This is a genomic window from Methylobacterium fujisawaense (genome assembly GCF_039619325.1).
GTDB classification, from domain to species: Bacteria; Pseudomonadota; Alphaproteobacteria; order Rhizobiales; family Beijerinckiaceae; genus Methylobacterium; species Methylobacterium fujisawaense.
In genome coordinates, this window is sequence record NZ_CP155000.1 from 6,362,038 (window position 1) to 6,380,311 (window position 18,274).

Here is an 18,274-nt window from a genome sequence, read left to right on the forward strand (position 1 = left end):
TGTCGCCTGACAAGGGGGAGGGGGCACTGATGTGGCCGAGCTGGACCCCCGAACACACACGTCTGACCGCGGCCCTCCAGACCCATGCGGGCCCGCTGCCGGGCTTGGCGGATCCTCGCGCCCTTGACGTCCTGGCATGGCAGTTCGTGGCGAGCCTGCGGCGCGAAAGCTATTACAGGCAGGTGCAGGCGAAGCCCATCTCTGCGGATCGCGCGGACCCGAACAGCGCGAGCTTCGACGCTGAACGGGCGGTCGCGTACCATGTCCGTCAGGGCGACGTGGACGAGGCAGGATGGCTCATCTTCCTCATGACCCATTTCGCGCGGCCAGCCGATAGCGGCTGGCGACGCTTGCAAGACGTGTACGGCCGCCTCGGCACGGGCCGATGGGATTGGGTCACGGTGAGCGCGGATCCCGGGGCGTTCACGGCGTGGCTCGCCGCGAACTGGATGTCGGTCGGCGGCAAGTTCGGGAACCATAGGAAGTACGAGAGCCTCAGACCCGACTCGAACCGGCCGATATCCGCGGTCGTCGCGGCCTATGTCCGCTGGATCGGACCGGGCGGCCACGCCCGCTTCTACGCCAACGTCGTCAGGCGCACGGGCAACGATCCGCACGCCATCTACGATGCCCTCTATCGAGACCTGCGGGTCCCGACCTTCGGCAGACTCGCAAAGTTCGATTACCTGTCCCTAATCGGCCGGTACGGCATTGCCCCGATCGCGGCGGGCTCGGCCTACCTCCAAGGGGCCACCGGTCCCGCAAACGGCGCCCGCCTGCTGCTCGACGGCCGGCGGGACGGCCCTTCGTCGATCCAGAGGTTGCAAACGGGCCTCGACGCCCTGGACAAGGACATCGGCGTTGGGATGGCGGTCATGGAGGACGCGCTCTGTAACTGGCAGAAGAGCCCGACCAGGTTCATCCACTTCAAGGGCTAGGCCAGCGCCGGATCGATCTCGTCCCAGGTCCAAGTCCGCCTCAGCTTGTTAAGCCGACTGCGCGGGATCAGGCCGCTGTGCTGCATCTGTCCCACCGTAAGCCCCGGGGCGACGCGCAGCTCGCGGCTGAACCGGATGACCGGCTCGTGGTCCGGCCGGAGGCTAGCGAGTTCCTGTCGCCGACCCGGCGGGATGATGTGGTCGGCTGCGAACGCGTTTGCCTCGCGTTCGGGCCCGTCCTCGTCCGCGCCCTCCTCGTCAACGAAGGTTCGTCCCCCGTGCAGGAGCAGGTGGCCGATCTCATGGAGCAACGTGAACCAGAAATGGTCGTCCGAGCGGTGCCTGAAGCTCGCCAGGACCATGGCCTTGGTCGGGGACAGCATCCGTGCCGCGCCGCTCGCCCGGCAGCCCTCGGGCGCCCTCACGACCGCAAGCGCGACGCCGAACCGGGCCAGCAGCGCCCTCAGCCGGGGGAGAAAACGAACGGGCTGGCCGATCCGGCTGAGTTCGACGATCTCGCCGATCGCTGCACGCAGCCCGTCGGGATCCCATGCGGCCGTTGAGACCAGCGCGGCCTCGACCTCTCCCTGCCGCAGCCACATGGCAGTGGCGCCCGGATGCACCTCGAACGCGGCGGACTCACGAAATCGGGTCTCGCAGCGCAAAGCCCCATAGCGGCGGGACCATGCCTCAGCACCATTGACGTCGAAGAATACGAGCCGCCGCTCTACGGCGGCGCGGCGGCTGTCATCGGCCGTTCGCCCGCGGGTGGCCGGCCCGGCCGATGCCGGGACAGGGACCTTCGCCAGCCATGCGTCGCCGTCGGTTGCCAGCACCGCGTCGACCACGCGGCCGAGACAGGCCTCGTACAATCCCTGCCGGCGTAACCAGAACGTCGTCGTGCCGCCCACGCTGGCCGCGAGGCCTCCCGCGACAGCCTCGTCGATCGCGACGTCGCCTGTCAGCAAGCCGCGGAGCGTGGCGAGGCCGCCCGGCAACTCCCGCGCGACGTCGGAGGGGGCCAGCCGCTTGCGCTGCATCATCGCCAGCATCGAATCGGCGGGCTTCGAAAACCAGTCGCGGTCGAAGGCGGGCTCGTTCATCATGGGCGCGGCGGCAAGGCCGTCAGCTTGAGATATTTGACGGTCGACCAATCGGGGCTCCCGTCGGGATGTTTCTGGTAGCGCGAGCCGACCGGCACGAGGACCGCATGACGCTCCGGTCCGACGGTCACCTCGATTTCATCGCTTGGGGAGACTCTAGCATCGTCCACCGCAAGTTCCAGGAACTCATTGGCGGTATCCAAAGCCTCGATGTCTGACAGGATCGTGAGGAGCGAGCGCGCATCGGCCACCCCGAGTTCGCGCTCGGCAGCGTCTTGAGTGGCGCACAACGTGCGCAGGGCGGCGGTTTCGAACGAGACGATCACGTCAGGTTGATGTGAGCCAGGAGGGCTGGTCCGAAGCGATCGTCGGGATCCGGCGGAGCGGATCGAAAGGGCATCTGACCTAGGGTTGAAGGTGAGAGCATGCCCGGTTCTCGCCGATGGGACAAGGTCGTCCGTTCGCCCCCGGCCGCTTTCGGATCCGCTCCGACGGCGAGAACCGGGCTAGGGCGACGCGGGCGCCTCCATGTCTGTCCGTGAGAGGGGCGGAGAGGCCGCCTCGGCCTCGGCGAGCCATTCTGCGCGCCGGCGTAGTTCCGCCTTGGTGGCGTGATAGCCCATGCCGAACAGGGACCCGGCCCACGGCATCCACCCGTTGGCTTCCGTGTTCCACCAAAAGCCGTCCCGGAACAGGTGCTGGCGGCCGTCGACCGTCCGGATCGACACGTGGCCGTCGGGCATGCACGCCATCTCGTCGAAGGTGTTGCGGATGACCTGGCGGATCCGCGACCTGAGGGCGAACCGACGCTCCAGCCTCTCCTCGTCGGCGAGCCCGGTCTCGGCGTCGAGGGCGACCAGCGCCAGGATGGCCGCCTTGCGGCCGTCGTCGATGCCGGCCGAGGCGAGGGCCGCCAGCCGGTCCCGTAACGCGGAGATCTCGGCCTCGGCCTCGCGAAGTTCGGCTTCGACGCGCTCGATCGCGCGCGCGCCGAAGCGGCTGCCCTTGCCGATCTCGTCGGCGATGGCGTCGCCGCGTGCCACCAGGTCGTCCCGGCGCGCGATCGCGGTCGTGAGGGCCTGGTCGACGCGGGCGCGCTCGCCGGGAGCCGCGCCCGACACGTCGAGGTCTACCAGCCACGACAGGATCGCGTTCTCGGTGTCCTGGTACGGGATGCGATAGGCGTTGTCGCATGACCCGCCCCGCTCGCGCGAGCAGCGCAGGACCGGCGTCGAGCGCGGGCCGCGGTCCCGGTAGGTCATCGACGCCCCGCACCATCCGCAGGTCGCGATCATGCCGAATAGGTTGGACACGACGGTCCCCAGGCGCCCGCCGGCGTTGGCCACCTTGCCCTTGCGGCGCCTCATCACCGCCCATTTCCTCGCGGCCAGCCACAGGTCCTCGTCGACGATCCGGGGGTAGTAGTCGGGGATCGGGTCGCCGACGGGAACGCGCCGGGCCACCAGGATACCGCCCTGGGCGACGTGCTCGATCCGATGGGGCTGGAACTCGCCGAGGACCGCGCGGTTGTCGGTGATCTTCTGGACGGTCCCTCCGTGCCAGAGCTTCCCATGGCCCCAGGGCTTCTCCCCACGGGCGTTGAGCAGGGCGGCGATGCGGTCGCGCCCCCAGCTGGCGGCGAGGTAGCCGAAGATCTCACGGACGATCTCGGGCCGATCGCCGTTCAGCTCCAGATCTCCGTCGACCACCTTGAACCAAGCCGGCACGCGGTCGGACATGCGCCGGGTCCCTGCGACGCTGCGCTTGCGCTCCCAGGTCTCCTTGAGTCGCGCCGACTTAACCGCCGATTCCTCGTTGGCACGCGCCAGGCTCATGATCGAGATGAGGAACTGCTGGGGGTGCGCGTCCTCGCGGTACTCCTGCCCGTCATGGAGCGAGACGACGACGATGCCTGCGTTGACGATCCTGAGCAGGGTCGCGAGCGCGAGGTTGACCTGTTGGCGGCTCATCCGGTCGAGGTTCTCGACCAGGAGGTAGCTGCCACGCGGGATCTTCCCGGCCTCGACCTCGGCGAGGAACACCGCGAGCCTGCCCTTCCGGGCATTGTCGCCTCGGAAGCTTGAGACGCCGATGTCGTGCAGGGCCAGGCGCGTGTCGAGCGTGAGGTGCGGGTTCTTCGCGAGGTACCGGTCCCGCATCATGATCTGGCGCCGGAACCCGTCGCGGTACTTCTTGCGCTCGTCCGAGTTGGCCTGCCGCTTCGAGCTCAGCCGCAGGTAGGAAAAGGCCAGCGCCGGCTCGCGCGGCTGCGCGGCGATCTCAAGATCCATAGTGCCCATCCTTCGTAGGGATCGGTACCCTGGACCTTGCCGGTTAACCTGCGACTACGTGGTGTCGATCTCGGGCCTCCACATGGTGCTGGCCGCCGGCGTGGTGTTCTGGCTGGTGCGGGCGCTGCTCGCGCTGGTCCCCCATTGCGCGCTCCTCTGGCCGATCAAGAAGATCGCGGCCGGCTTCGCCATGGTCGGCGTCACCGCCTACTGCGCCTTTTCGGGCTGGGACATCGCCGCCGAACGCTCGCTGATCATGACCCTGATCATGCTGGGCGCGATCCTGGTGGACCGGCCCGCCCTGTCGATGCGCAACCTCGCCCTCGCGGCGCTGATCGCCCTGGCCCGGGAGCCGGAGGGCCTGCTCGGCCCGAGCTTCCAGATGTCCTTCGGCGCCGTGGCCGGGCTGATCGCTTGCGCGCGGCTGATCGACGGGCGGCTGTTCGTGCGCCCCGGGGCGGGCCGGCTCGGTCGGCTCGTCGGCACCGGCCTCTCGGCGGTCACCGGGACCCTGGCCACGACCCTAGTGGCGCAGGTCGCGACCGCACCCTTCGCCACCTACCATTTCCAGACGATCCAGCCCTTCGGCCTCGTCGGCAACGCCCTGACCCTGCCGCTCGTCTCCCTCGTGGTGATGCCCTCCGCGGTGATCGGGATCCTCGCCTATCCTTTCGCCCTCGACCGCCCGATCTGGTGGCTGATGGGTCAGGCGGTGGGGGGCATGCTCGCCGTCTCCCAGTGGATCGCCGGGTTCGAGCGGGCCATCGTGGTCGTGCCGGCCTTCGGCACCGCGGCGCTGTTCCTGCTGACCGCGGGCCTGCTGCTGGCGACGTTACCGGCCTCCCGCCTGCGCTGGCTCGCCGTGCCGCCGATCCTGCTCGGGCTCGTCGTCGCGGCCCGACCCGACCGCTACGACCTCTATGTCGATCGGCAGGGCGCGGGGGCCGCGGTGCGGGCGGCGGACGGGCGGCTCGCGGCCCTCGGCAGCCCGTCCGGCTTCGTCCTCGAACAATGGCTGAAGGCGGACGGCGACGGACGGGGAGCCGGGGCACTGATCGTCCGATCGGGCAGCGGCCGCTGTGACCGGCTCGGATGCACCGCGCGCCTGCCGGACGGACGGGCGGTCGCCCTGGTCCGGGACCGGCGGGCCTTCCCGGAGGATTGCGCCCGCGCCGCGGTGCTGATCACGGGTCTCGTGGCCCCACCGACCTGCACCGGCCCCCTGGTGATCGATCGGCGCGTCCTGGCCGCCCAGGGCGCCGTCGCCCTCAGGTCCGACGGCGAGAGCTTCGTCGCCCGTCACGCCCGGGCCGATGGCCGCGCCGTGCCCTGGCGACCACGCTCGGAACACGGGCCGGGATCACCACAACCGGTCACCGCGCCCTCCGCGGAGGCCCGCGCCTCTGACGACGGGGCGACAACGCCTCCGGAAACCGATGCGTCGGGCGGGGACCTCGCCCCCGGCGACGCGCCGGCCGAGCCGCTTCAGTAGCGGCGGACGAGGCTGACGAGGCGGCCCTGGATCCGGACCCGGTCGGGCCCGAGGACGCGCGTCTCGTAGGCCGGGTTGGCGGCCTCCAGGGCGATCGAGGAGCCGCGGCGGCGCAGACGCTTGAGCGTCGCCTCCTCGTCGTCGATCAGCGCCACGATGATGTCGCCGGTATTGGCCGTGTCCTGCTTGCGGATCACCACGAGGTCGCCGTCGAGGATGCCGGCCTCGACCATCGAGTCGCCGCGCACCTCCAGGGCGTAGTGCTCGCCGCCGGCCACGAAATCCGGCGACAGGGTGATGGCATGGCTCTGGTTCTGGATCGCCGAGACCGGCGTACCGGCGGCGATCCGGCCCATCACCGGGATCGAAATGGCACGACCGGCGTCATCGATCATCCGCGTGCTGGCCGGGGCCGGCGGCGGCTTGGACTTGCCGCCCTCGACCACGCTCGGGGTGAAACGGCGCGGCTCGGCCGGGGCCGAAGATGGGGCCGTCTGGCTCAGGCTCTCGGGGATGCGGATCACCTCGATGGCGCGCGCCCGATTCGGCAAGCGCCGGAGGAAGCCGCGCTCCTCCAGGGCCGTGATCAGCCGGTGGATGCCGGATTTCGACTTGAGGTCGAGGGCGTCCTTCATCTCGTCGAAGGACGGCGGGACGCCGCATTCCTGCATCCGGCTCTGGATGAAACGCAGGAGGTCCAGCTGCTTGCGCGTGAGCATCGAAGGGGGACTCGCGGCTTGGCAGACCGCCCCGTGACGGTCTCTGAAACAAATCACGAACAGGTTAAACGTTCCGCAAGTGTTCCGCAAGGGCGGCACCGCTACGCTTGGCGCGTCGCTCCGCGCTCGCGGGGGCAAGGTCGAGAAACGCATTGACGGCGCAAGCGGAGCCGTTTCAATGCACCGCGGCGCCCCGCCGGGAAGGCGGCGGATCCGGGCCGCGGGCTGGGACCCTCTTGGGATGACGAGGATGCGACGACCCGCAGCTCTGCTGCCCCTCGGCCTCGCCGCCCTCGGCCTCGCCGGCTGCACCACCGGGTTCTCCTACATCTCGCGGAACTACGTGGCGCTCACCCCCCAGGTGGTGACGATCGGCTGCAAGGAGCCCTACGAGGTCTACGACAACCGGCAGATGCGCCGGATGCTGATCGTCTCGAACGCCCTGCGCGAATATACCGGCTGCAACCTGAGCGAGGCCCGGATCGATCCGGAGCCGGACGCCACCCGGGTGAAGCGCTTCCGCACCGCCGCCCGGGCCTATCTCGACGAGACCGTGCGCGAGGATTGCCGGATCACCGGCGAGACCGTGTTCGATCCGCTGAAGACCGAGTTCGCCTACGCCTGCGACACGCCGATCGAGAAGCGTGGCACCGTGGTCCCCCGCCTGCCCGGCCGCAATCCCGGTCTCGCCCGCTGACCGACCGGCGGCGCGCCGTCAGGCGCCCGGCTTCGGGAAGGTCCGTTCCGCCGCGTCGCCGGCGGCGGCGAGCAGGGCGCGTGCGAAGGCCCGGGCTTCCGCCCGGTCGAGAACGATCGCGGCGGTGACCGGCGCGCCGCCGAGGTCGGCCAGGGCGAGTTCCAGGCGCACCCCGTCGGGCACGGCGGTCGCCTGCAGGCTCCAGCCGGAGCCCCGATCCGTGCTCTCCGCCATCACATGTCCCTCCCGCCTGCCCCGGGAAAACGCCGCAGGCGCCCGCCGGAACCGGCCGTGCGCGGGACTGTTCCCGAGCCGTGCCCAGCGCTTCCCTGCCTCGCCTGTCCGCTTACCTCAAGGCCGCAGGCCCGGGACTCGTGGTGATGCTGGCCGATACGGATGTCGGAAGCCTCATCACGGCGGCCCAGAGCGGGGCGCGCTGGGGCTATTCGCTCCTGCTCCTCCAGATCCTGCTGGTGCCGATCCTGTACGTCGTCCAGGAGCTGACGGTGCGGCTCGGGACCGCCACCGGACGCGGCCACGGCGCGCTGATCCGGGAGCGCTACGGGCCGGTCTGGGCCTGGATCTCGTACGGCGGCCTCGTGGTCGCCGGCATCGGCGCCATCGTCACGGAATTCTCCGGCATCGCCGGCATCGGGGACCTGTTCGGGGTGCCGCGGCTCGTGAGCCTCGGCCTGCCGGCCTGCCTGCTCCTGGGGCTCGTCTTCACCGAGAGCTACCGGCGCGTCGAGGTCGTGGCGATCGTGGTCGGCCTGTTCGAGCTGGTCTTCGTCGGGCTCGCCGTCGCGGCGCGGCCGAACGTGCCCGAGATCGTCGCCTCCTTCGGGCACATGCCGCTGGGCGACGGCCAGTTCCGGGTGCTGATCGCGGCCAATATCGGCGCGGTGATCATGCCGTGGATGATTTTCTACCAGCAGTCGGCGATCGTCGATAAGGGCCTGGGCTGGGAGCACGCGCGGCGCTCGCGGCTCGACACACTCGTGGGTGCGGTGGTCTCGCAATGCGTGATGGGCGCGATCCTCGTCGCCGCCGCCGCCACGATCGGCAAGGCCGGGCAGGGCAGCGCGAAGGGGCTGGAGACCGTCGGCGATCTCGCGGGCGCCTTCACGCCGGCCCTGGGGCCGTGGCTCGGGCAGGTGGTGTTCGGGGTGGGCATCATCGCGGCGGCCTTCGTGGCGCTCAACGTCGTGGCCCTGGCGCTGGCCTGGGGGTTCGGCGACGTGACCGGCCGGCCGCACTCCCTGGAGCAGTCGCCCCGGGAGGCTCCGGCTTTCTACGGCGCCTTCGCGCTCGCGGTCGCGGCCGGCGCGGTCGCCGTGCAGCTCGTGCCGGATCTCGTGGCGCTCAACATCGCCGTGGAGGTGATGAACGCGCTGCTCCTGCCCCTGGCGCTCGGCCTGCTGATCCTCCTCGCCACCCGGGCCCTGCCCGAGGGGCAGCGCGTGGCGGGCGTCTACAAGGGGGTGGTCTACGCGGTGTCGGGGATCACGATCGCGTTCGCGATGGTCGGCGTCCTGGACGGGGTGGGCCTGCTCTGACGCGATTGACGCGGGGCCTCCGATGATGTCTCCCGCGGGCTCCGATCAGGTGGAGTTCGAACATGCAAGAGATCTGGTTCCGCACGGGCGAGGCCACGGTGCTGGCGGCCGAGGGCCAGTACACCGACGCCATGCCGGAGGTGCTGATCGGCTCGGTGCGCGGTCCGGTCGGCCAGGCCTTCGCGTCGATGATGGGGCAGGTCCAGGGCCACACGCGGATGTTCGTGGTCCGCGACCTCAACCAGCTCGTGCGCCCCGCCACGATGATGACCACCAAGGTCACGATCCACACGGCCGAGTATGCCGAGCTCCTCGGCGGCGTGGTCCAGGCCGCCACCGGCGACGCGATCGTGGACTGCATCATCGAGGGCATCCTGCCCAAGGACGGGCTCGACGAGCTGTGCATGATCATCATGATCTGGCTCGATCAGCGCTGCGCCGAGGACGACAACCTCGACCAGAAGGACCTCTACCGGACCAACTACGAGGCGACGAAGCTCGCCATCGCCCGCGCCCTCAAGGGCGAGCCGACGGTGGACGAGCTGATCGCCAACCGGAAGACCGTGAAGCACTACGCCCTGGACGGCGTGATCGAGTACTGATCGGCCCCTTCGCGCGCATCCTGCCGGGGTCGATATCGCATCACCCCGGCGGGATGCGCCCCACCGAGCACAGGGTCCGCATCGCGGTGCTGCCCGGGTCGGTGTAGCAGGAGGCCGACCAGCCGTTCTGCTGGATGAACGACTTGCGCCGCTCCGACAGCGCGGTCCGGTAGGCGCTGGCGATGATCGGCTCGACGGTCGCGGCCGGTTCGCCGACCAGGATCTCGGAGGCCACCGACAGGTCGCGGAAGAAGGTCGCCGAGGGGGCGGGCTCGGCCGAGGTCGCCTGCACGATCGGCTCGGCCCGGCAGGTCACGTCGAACTTGATCGGGCCGGCCATGCGGATGTCGATGCTGGGGCCCGCCCGCTTGCCGACCTTGCCGCCGATGGCGCCGGCGATCTGGCGGGTGAGGTCGTCGCAGCTGTCGGCCCGGGCGGCCTCCGCCCAGAGGGGGAGGGCCGCGCAGGCGGCGAGGCAGGCGGCGAGGAAGAGGCGCGGAACGGCGAAGCTCGACATGGCCGCACTCTACGCGCGGCGCGGGGCCTGTCGAGGGGCGTTCCTCAGTGGAAATCCCGGCTGCGATACACGCGCCGATCCGGGGGCACGCCGAAATCCGTGTTCTCGGGGGGCAGCTTCATCCCGGCCTCGCGCAGGTCGCGCAGGGACGCGGTGAGATCGCGAAACCCCTCGGCCACGAGATGGACCACCCCGTCCGCCCGCTGGATCCGGCCGCGCACGGCGAGGAACCGGGCCTGCATGGCGATCCGGCGGTTGGCCTCGAACACCGTCTTCCAGACGATCACGTTGGCGATACCGGTCTCGTCCTCCAGGGTCAGGAACACCACGCCCTTGGCGGTGCCGGGCCGCTGGCGGATCAGCACGAGGCCCGCCACCGTGACCCGCGCCCCCTGGGGCAGGGCGGGATCGAGATGCGCCCGGGCCGGGATCGCGCCGATCCGGGCGAGCCGCCCCCGGAAGAAGGCGACCGGGTGCCCCTGCAGCGACAGGCCGGTGGCGGCGTAATCCTCGGCCACCGCCTCGGACGGGGCCAGGGACGGCAGGTCCACGGCCGGCTCGTGCCGGAACAGGCCGTCATCGGCGTGCCACGCGAAGAGCGGCAGGGGCGCGTCGAGGAGATGGGCCCGGCGCGCGCTCGGGTCGGCCTTGGCGGCCTTGCGCGCCGAGGTCCCCTCCAGGGTGCGGACCATCCAGAGGGCGGCGCGCCGGTCGAGGCCCAGCGAGCGGAACGCGTCCGCCTCGGCCAGCCGCTCCAGGGTGTTGCGGGGCAGGGCGAGGGCGGCCTGCAGGCCCTCGATGCTGGCATAGCCGTTGGCCCGCAGCCGCACGAGCCGGCGCATGGCGGCCTCGGGCAGGCCGCGCACCACCCGCAGGCCGATCCGCACGGCGTGCAGCGCGGGATTTCCGGCCGGCTCCAGGGTGCAGTCCCAGTCGCTGGCGTTGACGCAGACGCCCCGCACCTCGACCCCGTGGGCGCGGGCGTCGCGCACGAGCTGGGCCGGCTGGTAGAAGCCCATGGGCTGGGCGTTGAGGATCGCGGCCAGGAAGACGTCGGGGTGCCGGCACTTCATCCAGGCCGAGGCGTAGACGAGGAGCGCGAAGCTCGCCGCGTGGCTCTCCGGGAATCCGTAGGTGGAGAAGCCGCGGATCTGCGCGAAGCAGCGCTCGGCGAAGTCCTGCGGGTAGCCCCGGCGGGTCATGCCGCCCACGAACTTGTCCGCGAAGCCGCCGATCGAGCCGACATGGCGGAAGGTCGCCATCGCCCGGCGCAGGCCGTCGGCCTCGGCCGGGGTGAAGCCCGCCGCCGTGATGGCGATCTGCATAGCGTGCTCCTGGAACAGCGGCACCCCGTAGGTCTTCTGCAGGACCTCCTTCAGTTCGTCCGCCGGCCCGTGGTCCGGGTGCGGGGCGGGGTACTCCACCGGGTCGATCCCGGAGCGGCGCCGCAGGTAGGGATGGACCATGTCGCCCTGGATGGGACCGGGGCGCACGATCGCCACCTGCACGACGAGGTCGTAGAATTCCTTGGGCTTCAGGCGCGGCAGCATCGACATCTGCGCCCGGCTCTCGACCTGGAACACGCCGACGGAATCGGCCTTCGCCAGCATCGCGTAGGTGGCGGGATCCTCCTGGGGCAGGTCGGCCAGCGTCTCGTAGAAGGTATTGTGGTCCTTCTCCAGAAACGCGAGGCCGCGCTTGAGGCAGGTCAGCATGCCGAGCGCCAGCACGTCGACCTTCATCAGGCCGATCGCGTCGATGTCGTCCTTGTCCCACTCGATGAAGGTGCGGTCCGCCATGGCGCCGTTGCCCACCGGCACGGTCTCGTCGAGGCGCCCGCGGGTCAGCACGAAGCCGCCGACATGCTGGGACAGGTGGCGGGGGAAACCGATCAGCTGATGGGCGAGGTCCAGCGCCTGCCGGATCGCCGGGTTCCCCGGATCGAGGCCGGCCTCGCGCACATGCTGGTCCGGCATCCCGGTGCCCCAGGAGCCCCAGACCGTGTCGGCGATCGCCGCGGTCACGTCCTCGGTGAGCCCGAGGACCTTGCCGACCTCGCGGATCGCCATGCGCGGACGGTAGTGGATCACCGTGGCGCAGAGGGCGGCCCGCTCCCGGCCGTAGCGGGCGTAGAGGTGCTGGATCACCTCCTCGCGGCGCTCGTGCTCGAAATCGACGTCGATGTCGGGGGGCTCGCCCCGGTTCTCCGAGATGAAGCGGGCGAAGAGCAGCCGGTGCTTGGACGGGTCCACCGCGGTGATGCCCAGGCAGAAGCATACGGCGGAATTGGCCGCCGAGCCGCGGCCCTGGCAGAGGATCCCCTTGCCGCGGGCGAACTCGACCACGTCGAACAGGGTCAGGAAGTAACGGGCATAGTCCATCTTGGCGATGAGCCGCAGCTCCTCGCGGAGCGTCGCCGCGACGGCGGAGGGAATATCGCCGCCGTAGCGCCAGTGCGCCCGCTCGAAGGTCTTCTCCTCCAGGTATTCCTGCGGCGTGCGCCCGGGGGGCACCGGCTCGTCGGGATATTCGTAGCGCAGCTGGGACAGACAGAAGCCGCAGGCCTCGGCGATCTCGACGGTGCGGGCCACCGCCTCCGGGTGGTCGGCGAACAGCCGCGCCATCTCGGCGGGGGGCTTCAGGTGGCGCTCGGCATTGGCCTCCAGCCGGTAGCCCGCCTCGCCGATCCGGCAGCCCGCGCGGATGCACGTCACCACGTCCTGGAGCGGGCGCCGCTCGGGATGGTGGTAGAGCGCGTCCGAGACCGCGACCATCGGCGCGCGGGCGGCCGCGCCCAGCTCGGCGAGCAGACCGAGGCGGCGCCGCTCGTCGCCCCGGCGCGTATGGCTCGCCCCGAGGAAGGTCCGGCCCGGGGCCGCGGCGGCAAGCGCCTCCAGACGCGCCCGGAAGCCCTCCGGCAGGCGCCGGGCCGGCGGCATGGCGATGAACATCTGCCCCTCCGCGGCCTCCAGCATCTCGGCGAAGGCGAAGCGGCACTCACCCTTGCGGACGCGCCGGTTGCCCAGGGTGAGCAGCCGGCAGAGGCGACCCCAGGCCGCCCGGTCCATCGGGTAGGTGACGGCCTCGAACCCCTCCTCGGTGACGAGGCGGACGCCGGGCAGGATCCGGATCTTCGTGCCCTCCGCTTCGAGCGCCCGCGCCGCCGCATGCGCCCGGACCACGCCGGCCACGGTGTTGCGGTCGGCGATGCCGATCGCCGCGAGGCCGTAGGCCGCCGCCTGCACGACATAGTCCTGCGGGTGCGCGGCGCCGTGGAGGAACGAGAAGTTCGTGGTGACGGCGAGTTCGGCGAAAGGGATCTCGGGGCGGCTCACGCGAACAGCCCGTGGACGTACCACGCGGCCGGCTGCCCGGGGGCGTGCGGCCCGTCGCGGTAGAGCCAGAGCCGGTGACCGGCCTCGCATTCGACGCGGTAATAGTCGCGCTCCGCGCCGGGCGCGCACCACCATTCGGCGGAAATCCGCTCCGGCCCCTCGGCATGGGCGACGCGGTGAACCTGCGCGCGCCAGCGGAAGCGCCGGGGCGGCCCCTCCGGGACGGCGGAGAGCACGTCGCACGCGGCTTCGCCCCGGGGGAACAGCACAAGGGGGCGGGGCGGGAGGTGATCGGGCCAGGGGATGGAGCAGGGGACGGAGATGGGAAAGGCCCGCGCCCTCACGCCCCCCTCTGCGGGGGAGGTTGGCTCCTGCTTCAGAAGGGGCCGGGAGAGGGGAAAGCCGCTTCCGGAGGGATCGCGCGCTTCATGAAGGCCACGGCCGGATCCTGCACCCTCGCTCCCCCCGCGCGGGACTTCGTGCCGACCCGTCCCCCTTCGGGGGGCACCCTCCTCCGCAGAGGGGAGAGGGCGATGCGCGCGCGTCCGGCCGATGTCCTTGTCCGCTGACGATCCGTGCCCCTCTCCGGCAACCCAGGGACCGCTCCGATCAGCCCGTTCCGGCAGGTGACTCGCCCATGGCTCCAGGCGCAGCAACCCCCGCCCGAGGCGCTGCGCCAGGGCATCGGCCAGGACGGCGACCCCATCGCCGGAGGCGTCCGCCCCGAGATCGGTCTGGCGGGCCGGCATGGCGCCGGTCACCGTCACTGCGAGCGCCACGGTCTCGAAGCCGAACCCGGCCTCGAGGGCGGAGCCCAACCGGTCGAGGCGCAGGGAAACCAGGGCCGCGACCCGCTCGGGGTGACGCTCGGGGCGCGACAGGCCGAGGTCGAGGGCCCGCACCGCGCCGTCGACCCGGTGCAGGGCGAGGCGCAGGGTACAGGCACCGAGCCCGTCCCGCTCCAGGCGGGGGGCGATCTCGGCCATCAGGTCGCGGGCGGTCCGGACGATGTCCGACTGCCGCCCGATCGGGTCGAGGAAGCCGCGGGCGGCGGCGTATTCGGCGGCCTCCGACAGGGGCGCCAGCGGCTCGGGACGGCGTGCCAGGGCCTGATCGAGGCGCAACAGCAACGCCTCGCCGAAGCGACGGGCGAGGGGTCCCCGGGGGAGGGCATCGAGTTCGCCCATCCGGCGCAGGCCGAGCCGCTTCAGCCCCGAGACCGTGCCGGGATCCAGCCGCAGGGCCTCCACGGGCAGACCCCGCAGAGCCTCGGCCGCCCCGCCCGGCGGCACGACGATCCGGTCGACCCCGCCGTGGCTGGCCAGCGCGAAGGCGGCCCCGGGTGTGTCGGCAAGGGCGATCCGGGCGGGGATATGTCCCCGCGCGAGACGGTCTGCCAGATCGTCGACGAGACTCGCCTCGCCGCCGCGCAGGTGACTCGCCCCGGCGACGTCGATGTAGAGCCCGTCCCCCGCCTCGGCCGGCCCGAACGGCGCCACGAGGGGCGCGTAGCCGCCCGCCCAGCGGCAGAGCCGCAGCAGAGCGTCCCGGTCGGCGGTCGGGTCGGCGGGATAGACCTGGAGCGGCACGCCGATCCGCGCCCGGACCCGGCCCAGGGGCTCGCCGGGCTGGAGGCCCAGGGCGCGGGCCTCCGGGTCGAGGGCAACGAGCCGCAGGCCGCCGGGGCCCTCGGCGGCCACCGCGAGGGGGCCGCGCTCAGGCGCGAGACCGGCCCGCCGCAGCCGCGTCACCGGCCAGTGGCTCAGGCAGATGCAGACGATGCGCGGCATGGTCCCACTCCAGAAGCCAGTCGCCGCCCCGCCCGTTGCGACAGCGTTCGAGCCGCGCCCGCCAGCGCGGCCTGTCGAGGGTGCCGAACCGGTCCCGCGCCGCGGGCGCCGCGGCGATCCGCCAGCGGGTGGCGGCCCCGTTGGGCAGGCCGGCAGGCGCCGGCCGCAGGATCAGCAGCAGCGGCGGAGCAGACCCTTCCGCGGCGAGCTGCAGGCGCCGGCCCGGCTTCAGCGGCAGGCCGTCCCGGACGAGGCCGACGAGGGCCGTGAGCGCCCGGGCGTGCAGGGCCGCCTCCAGCGCGCGGAACACCTCCGCATCGCTGCCGGCCTCCAGCAGCAGCAGCCGGGCGGGATCGAGGCCGAGTCCCGCGAGGCCATGGCCGTAGGGCAGGGGCTGCCCCGGCGCGGCGGCGATCAGCGCCGGACCAGGCCGGCCAGCGAGGTGGCGGGCGCACAGCGCCAGGGCGAAGCCGAGGGCCGCGACCCCGTCCACGGGCTCGGCCGGCGCGATCTCGTGGGGCGGCCCGAGGACGAGGCCACCGCCCGGCAGATGCCCGTCGAGCTCCGGTACGCCCAGCGGCAGGACCGGCGGCAGGACCGGCGGCAGGTCCCGCTCGCCGGCCGGCGGCGCGAGGCGCATCCGCAGGGCCGCAAGCCGGGCCCGGGGATCGCCCTGCGCGATCGCCCCCTCGGTCTCGTCCGCAGGGTCCAGCCCCATCTCCGTCGGCTCCGGTCATGCCGGACGATAGGAACATAACAGGAACGTACACAAACGGTTTCCACGGCGTCCCGGAATCGCGCACGGAAGCAGCGGCTTGGCCTGTGGATGGCTGTGGACGCCTGTGGAATCGACCGCCACCGCCGGTTCCGCCGCCCCGGTTGACCTCCCTCGCAGGGCGAGACCAATGTCGGGCCGCCGCGTGCGTGACGCGGCCGAACCGGACCGCGCATGCGCTCAGCCCTCACTCTGACGATCCTGCTCGCCCTGTCGGGGGCGGCGCTCGGCCAGCAGGCGGATCCGCCGGGTGGCGCAGGTCCGGATCCGGCCGCGGCCGCCGCAGGGCGATCGCGCCCGGCCCGCCCGCGGGTCCGGCACGCGCAGACCCCGAGCCAGCCGATCATGGTCTACGACGCGCGCATCGAGGCCGGCGACCTCCGGATCTCGGGCTCGGTGCGCAAGCCCGGGGCGATCGTGGTGCTGGACGACGACATCTCGATCCAGGCCGACCGGCGCGGACGGTTCACCTTCCGGCTGCCTTACCGGCCTTCGACCTGCGTGGTGACGCTGAAGGCGGAGCCGGACGAGCGGGAGGCGGTTGTGGCGAACTGCGCGCCGGAGGGTCCGCCCGGACCGCCCGGCCCTCAGGGTGTCGCAGGACCGCCCGGGGAGACGGGGGCCAAGGGCGCGGCCGGTCTCAAGGGCGATCAGGGGGCCAAGGGAGACCAAGGAGCCAAGGGCGAGCAGGGTCTTAAGGGCGATACGGGTCCTCAGGGCGAGACCGGTCCGAAAGGGGAGACCGGCCCCCAGGGCGCGGTCGGCCCGCAGGGCGCACCGGGCCCGAAGGGCGATGCCGGGGCCGCGGGCCTGCAGGGTCCTCCGGGCCCGCGGGGTCCGGTCGGACCGCAGGGCGGCCCGGGCCCGAAGGGCGAGGCCACAGCCGCCAGCTTGCGACCCGTGCGCAAATCCGATTGCCCGGGGGGCTGCACGATCACCTGCGGGACCGGCGAGATGCTGGTCACGGCCCATTGCCTCAAGGGTGGCGTGCCGGTCTATGACGGGGAGGGCGCCAGCTGCCCCGCGGACGCGTCCGGCATCGTCGGGTTCTGCACGCGGCCGTGAGGCGGGCGCGTCAGCCGCCGGTCTCGCGCAGCCAGTCGAGCATCCCGGCGGCGGCCGCCCTTCCGCCCGCGAGGGCGCCCTGGAGCAGGTAGCCGCCGGTCGGCGCCTCCCAGTCGAGCATCTCCCCGGCCAGGAACAGGCCGGGATGGGCCCGCAGCATCGACCGTTCGTCGAGGGCGTCGAGCCGGACGCCGCCCGCCGTCGAGATCGCCCGCTCGATCGGCGCGGAGGCGGTGAGGGTGAGCGGCGCGGCCTTGATCAATCCGGCCAGCGCCCCGGGATCCGCCGGGAGGGCGGCGCCGGCCGCCTCGCGCAGCAATCCCGCCGCCACGGGCGCGAGGCCCGCGGCTTTGCGCAGCCGGGTCGCGGCCGAGTCGCCCGGCCGGGCGCCGGACAGACGGCGGGCGAGGGCCTCCCGGGTGAGGTCGGGGCGGAGATCCACGACGAGCCGCGCGCGGCCCCCGGCCGCGATCGCTTCGCGTAAGGCGCGCGAGAGGGCGTAGATCGCTCCGCCCTCGATGCCGGTCTGCGTGATCACGGCCTCGCCCCGCACCACGGTGCCTTCGCAGGCGAGCGCCACCCGCTTCAGCGGCGCGCCGGAGAACCGCTCCCGGAACAGGTCGGACCACGCCACCGCGAAGCCGGCATTGGCCGGACGCAGGGGCGCCACCGCCACCCCGAGCCCTTCGAGGAGGGGCACCCAGCGCCCGTCCGAGCCGAGGCGCGGCCAGCTCGCCCCGCCGAGCGCCAGCAGGGTGGCGCGGGGCCGGATCGCGCGCGGCCCGTCCGGGGTGTCGAAATGCAGCGTCCCGCCCAGGGCCGTGAGCCGGTGGCGGGTGTGGATCCGGACCCCGAGGCGGTCGAGCCGCGCCAGCCATGCCCGGAGCAGGGGCGAGGCCTTGAAGCTGCGCGGGAAGACGCGCCCGCTCGACCCGACGAAGGTCGGCTCGCCGAGTTCCGCGCACCACGCCCGCAGCGCGTCGGGCGGGAAGGCCGCGATGGCGGCATCGAGACAGCCGTGCGGATGGTAGCGGGCGAGGAAGTCCGCCCGCGCCTCGCTGTGGGTGATGTTGAGGCCGCCGCGCCCGGCGATCAGCAGCTTGCGGGCGACCGAGGGCATGCGCTCGTAGACCGCGACCGCGCGGCCAGCGCCTCCCAGCACCTCGGCCGCGGCGAGCCCGGCCGGCCCGCCGCCCACGATGGCGATTGCATCCCTGTCATCCGGCATCCGCCGGGAGAGCGACAGGCCGCCAGTCCTGTCAAGGGCGAAGACCGGATCGGTGCCGGACGGCATGGGCTGCCCTCCGGCGCTGCGCTAAGGATCGATACGGCCGAGCGGAAGCTCTTCTTGGTCCCGGGCCTCGCGGATAGCGGCGGCCCGAGCCGCGGCCGCG

At 72.4% G+C, this 18,274-nt stretch carries 15 protein-coding genes and 1 pseudogene; 6 read left to right on the plus strand and 10 right to left on the minus strand.

Going from position 1 to position 18,274, the window contains the following annotated elements:
• The first annotated feature begins 29 nt into the window (after positions 1–29).
• Complete coding sequence (locus ABC766_RS30360) at positions 30–938, plus strand: hypothetical protein (RefSeq protein ID WP_345820255.1); 909 nt, start codon at positions 30–32, stop codon at positions 936–938.
• Here ABC766_RS30360 and ABC766_RS30365 read toward each other — a convergent pair.
• The 3 genes from ABC766_RS30365 to ABC766_RS30375 form a co-directional block, all read right to left on the minus strand.
• Positions 935–2,092 carry an ImmA/IrrE family metallo-endopeptidase gene (locus tag ABC766_RS30365; RefSeq protein WP_345820256.1) on the minus strand — a complete coding sequence of 386 codons (1,158 nt, stop codon included), beginning with the start codon at positions 2,090–2,092 and terminating at the stop codon, positions 935–937. The two genes, ABC766_RS30360 and ABC766_RS30365, sit on opposite strands and share 4 nt — an antisense overlap.
• Positions 2,041–2,367 carry a hypothetical protein gene (locus tag ABC766_RS30370; protein ID WP_345820257.1) on the minus strand — a complete coding sequence of 109 codons (327 nt, stop codon included), beginning with the start codon at positions 2,365–2,367 and terminating at the stop codon, positions 2,041–2,043. The genes ABC766_RS30365 and ABC766_RS30370 overlap by 52 nt, the downstream gene beginning before the upstream one ends.
• A gap of 180 nt (positions 2,368–2,547) precedes the next feature.
• Positions 2,548–4,332, minus strand: a complete 1,785-nt coding sequence (locus tag ABC766_RS30375) for a recombinase family protein (protein WP_345820259.1) — start codon at positions 4,330–4,332, stop codon at positions 2,548–2,550.
• 55 nt (positions 4,333–4,387) lie between these two features.
• Between ABC766_RS30375 and ABC766_RS30380 the strand changes: the two are divergent.
• A pseudogene (locus ABC766_RS30380) lies at positions 4,388–5,824 on the plus strand (ComEC/Rec2 family competence protein); the annotation flags it as partial.
• Here the strand turns inward: ABC766_RS30380 and lexA are convergent.
• The gene (gene lexA / locus ABC766_RS30385) at positions 5,818–6,543 is read right to left on the minus strand and encodes a transcriptional repressor LexA (protein ID WP_287090357.1); all 726 of its coding nucleotides are present in this window, start codon (positions 6,541–6,543) and stop codon (positions 5,818–5,820) included. The pseudogene ABC766_RS30380 and the gene lexA overlap by 7 nt on opposite strands.
• 250 nt (positions 6,544–6,793) lie before the next feature.
• Between lexA and ABC766_RS30390 the strand changes: the two genes are divergently transcribed.
• Positions 6,794–7,240 carry a hypothetical protein gene (locus ABC766_RS30390; protein ID WP_043349584.1) on the plus strand — a complete coding sequence of 149 codons (447 nt, stop codon included), beginning with the start codon at positions 6,794–6,796 and terminating at the stop codon, positions 7,238–7,240.
• A gap of 18 nt (positions 7,241–7,258) precedes the next feature.
• Here the strand turns inward: ABC766_RS30390 and ABC766_RS30395 are convergent, their stop codons facing one another.
• Positions 7,259–7,474 carry a hypothetical protein gene (locus tag ABC766_RS30395; protein ID WP_043349581.1) on the minus strand — a complete coding sequence of 72 codons (216 nt, stop codon included), beginning with the start codon at positions 7,472–7,474 and terminating at the stop codon, positions 7,259–7,261.
• Between the two features lie 80 nt (positions 7,475–7,554).
• Between ABC766_RS30395 and ABC766_RS30400 the strand changes: the two genes are divergently transcribed.
• Both ABC766_RS30400 and fae read left to right on the plus strand, forming a co-directional pair.
• Entirely contained in the window at positions 7,555–8,796 is a 1,242-nt protein-coding gene (locus ABC766_RS30400) for an NRAMP family divalent metal transporter (RefSeq protein ID WP_345820262.1), read from the plus strand.
• A gap of 62 nt (positions 8,797–8,858) precedes the next feature.
• Positions 8,859–9,398, plus strand: a complete 540-nt coding sequence (gene fae / locus ABC766_RS30405; protein ID WP_020092273.1) for a formaldehyde-activating enzyme — start codon at positions 8,859–8,861, stop codon at positions 9,396–9,398.
• A 40-nt stretch (positions 9,399–9,438) separates the two neighbouring features.
• Here the strand turns inward: fae and ABC766_RS30410 are convergent, their stop codons facing one another.
• From ABC766_RS30410 to ABC766_RS30425, 4 genes are read right to left on the minus strand one after another with little or no spacing between them, the layout of a single operon-like run.
• Positions 9,439–9,915, minus strand: coding sequence for a hypothetical protein (locus tag ABC766_RS30410; protein WP_053608490.1), 477 nt, complete (start codon positions 9,913–9,915; stop codon positions 9,439–9,441).
• A gap of 44 nt (positions 9,916–9,959) precedes the next feature.
• Positions 9,960–13,250, minus strand: a complete 3,291-nt coding sequence (locus ABC766_RS30415) for an error-prone DNA polymerase (protein ID WP_345820263.1) — start codon at positions 13,248–13,250, stop codon at positions 9,960–9,962.
• Complete coding sequence (locus tag ABC766_RS30420; RefSeq protein ID WP_345820264.1) at positions 13,247–15,040, minus strand: DNA polymerase Y family protein; 1,794 nt, start codon at positions 15,038–15,040, stop codon at positions 13,247–13,249. The genes ABC766_RS30415 and ABC766_RS30420 overlap by 4 nt, the downstream gene beginning before the upstream one ends.
• Positions 14,967–15,758: an ImuA protein gene (locus ABC766_RS30425; protein WP_345820265.1), complete on the minus strand. Its 792-nt coding sequence runs from the start codon at positions 15,756–15,758 to the stop codon at positions 14,967–14,969. The genes ABC766_RS30420 and ABC766_RS30425 overlap by 74 nt, the downstream gene beginning before the upstream one ends.
• A gap of 231 nt (positions 15,759–15,989) precedes the next feature.
• On the opposite strand from ABC766_RS30425, the gene ABC766_RS30430 reads away from it, so the two are divergent.
• Entirely contained in the window at positions 15,990–16,880 is an 891-nt protein-coding gene (locus ABC766_RS30430) for a collagen-like protein (protein WP_345820266.1), read from the plus strand.
• Between the two features lie 10 nt (positions 16,881–16,890).
• Here the strand turns inward: ABC766_RS30430 and ABC766_RS30435 are convergent, their stop codons facing one another.
• A complete protein-coding gene (locus tag ABC766_RS30435) occupies positions 16,891–18,108 on the minus strand; it encodes a TIGR03862 family flavoprotein (RefSeq protein ID WP_342141839.1) in 1,218 nt (405 codons plus the stop codon).
• Positions 18,109–18,274 lie beyond the last annotated feature (166 nt).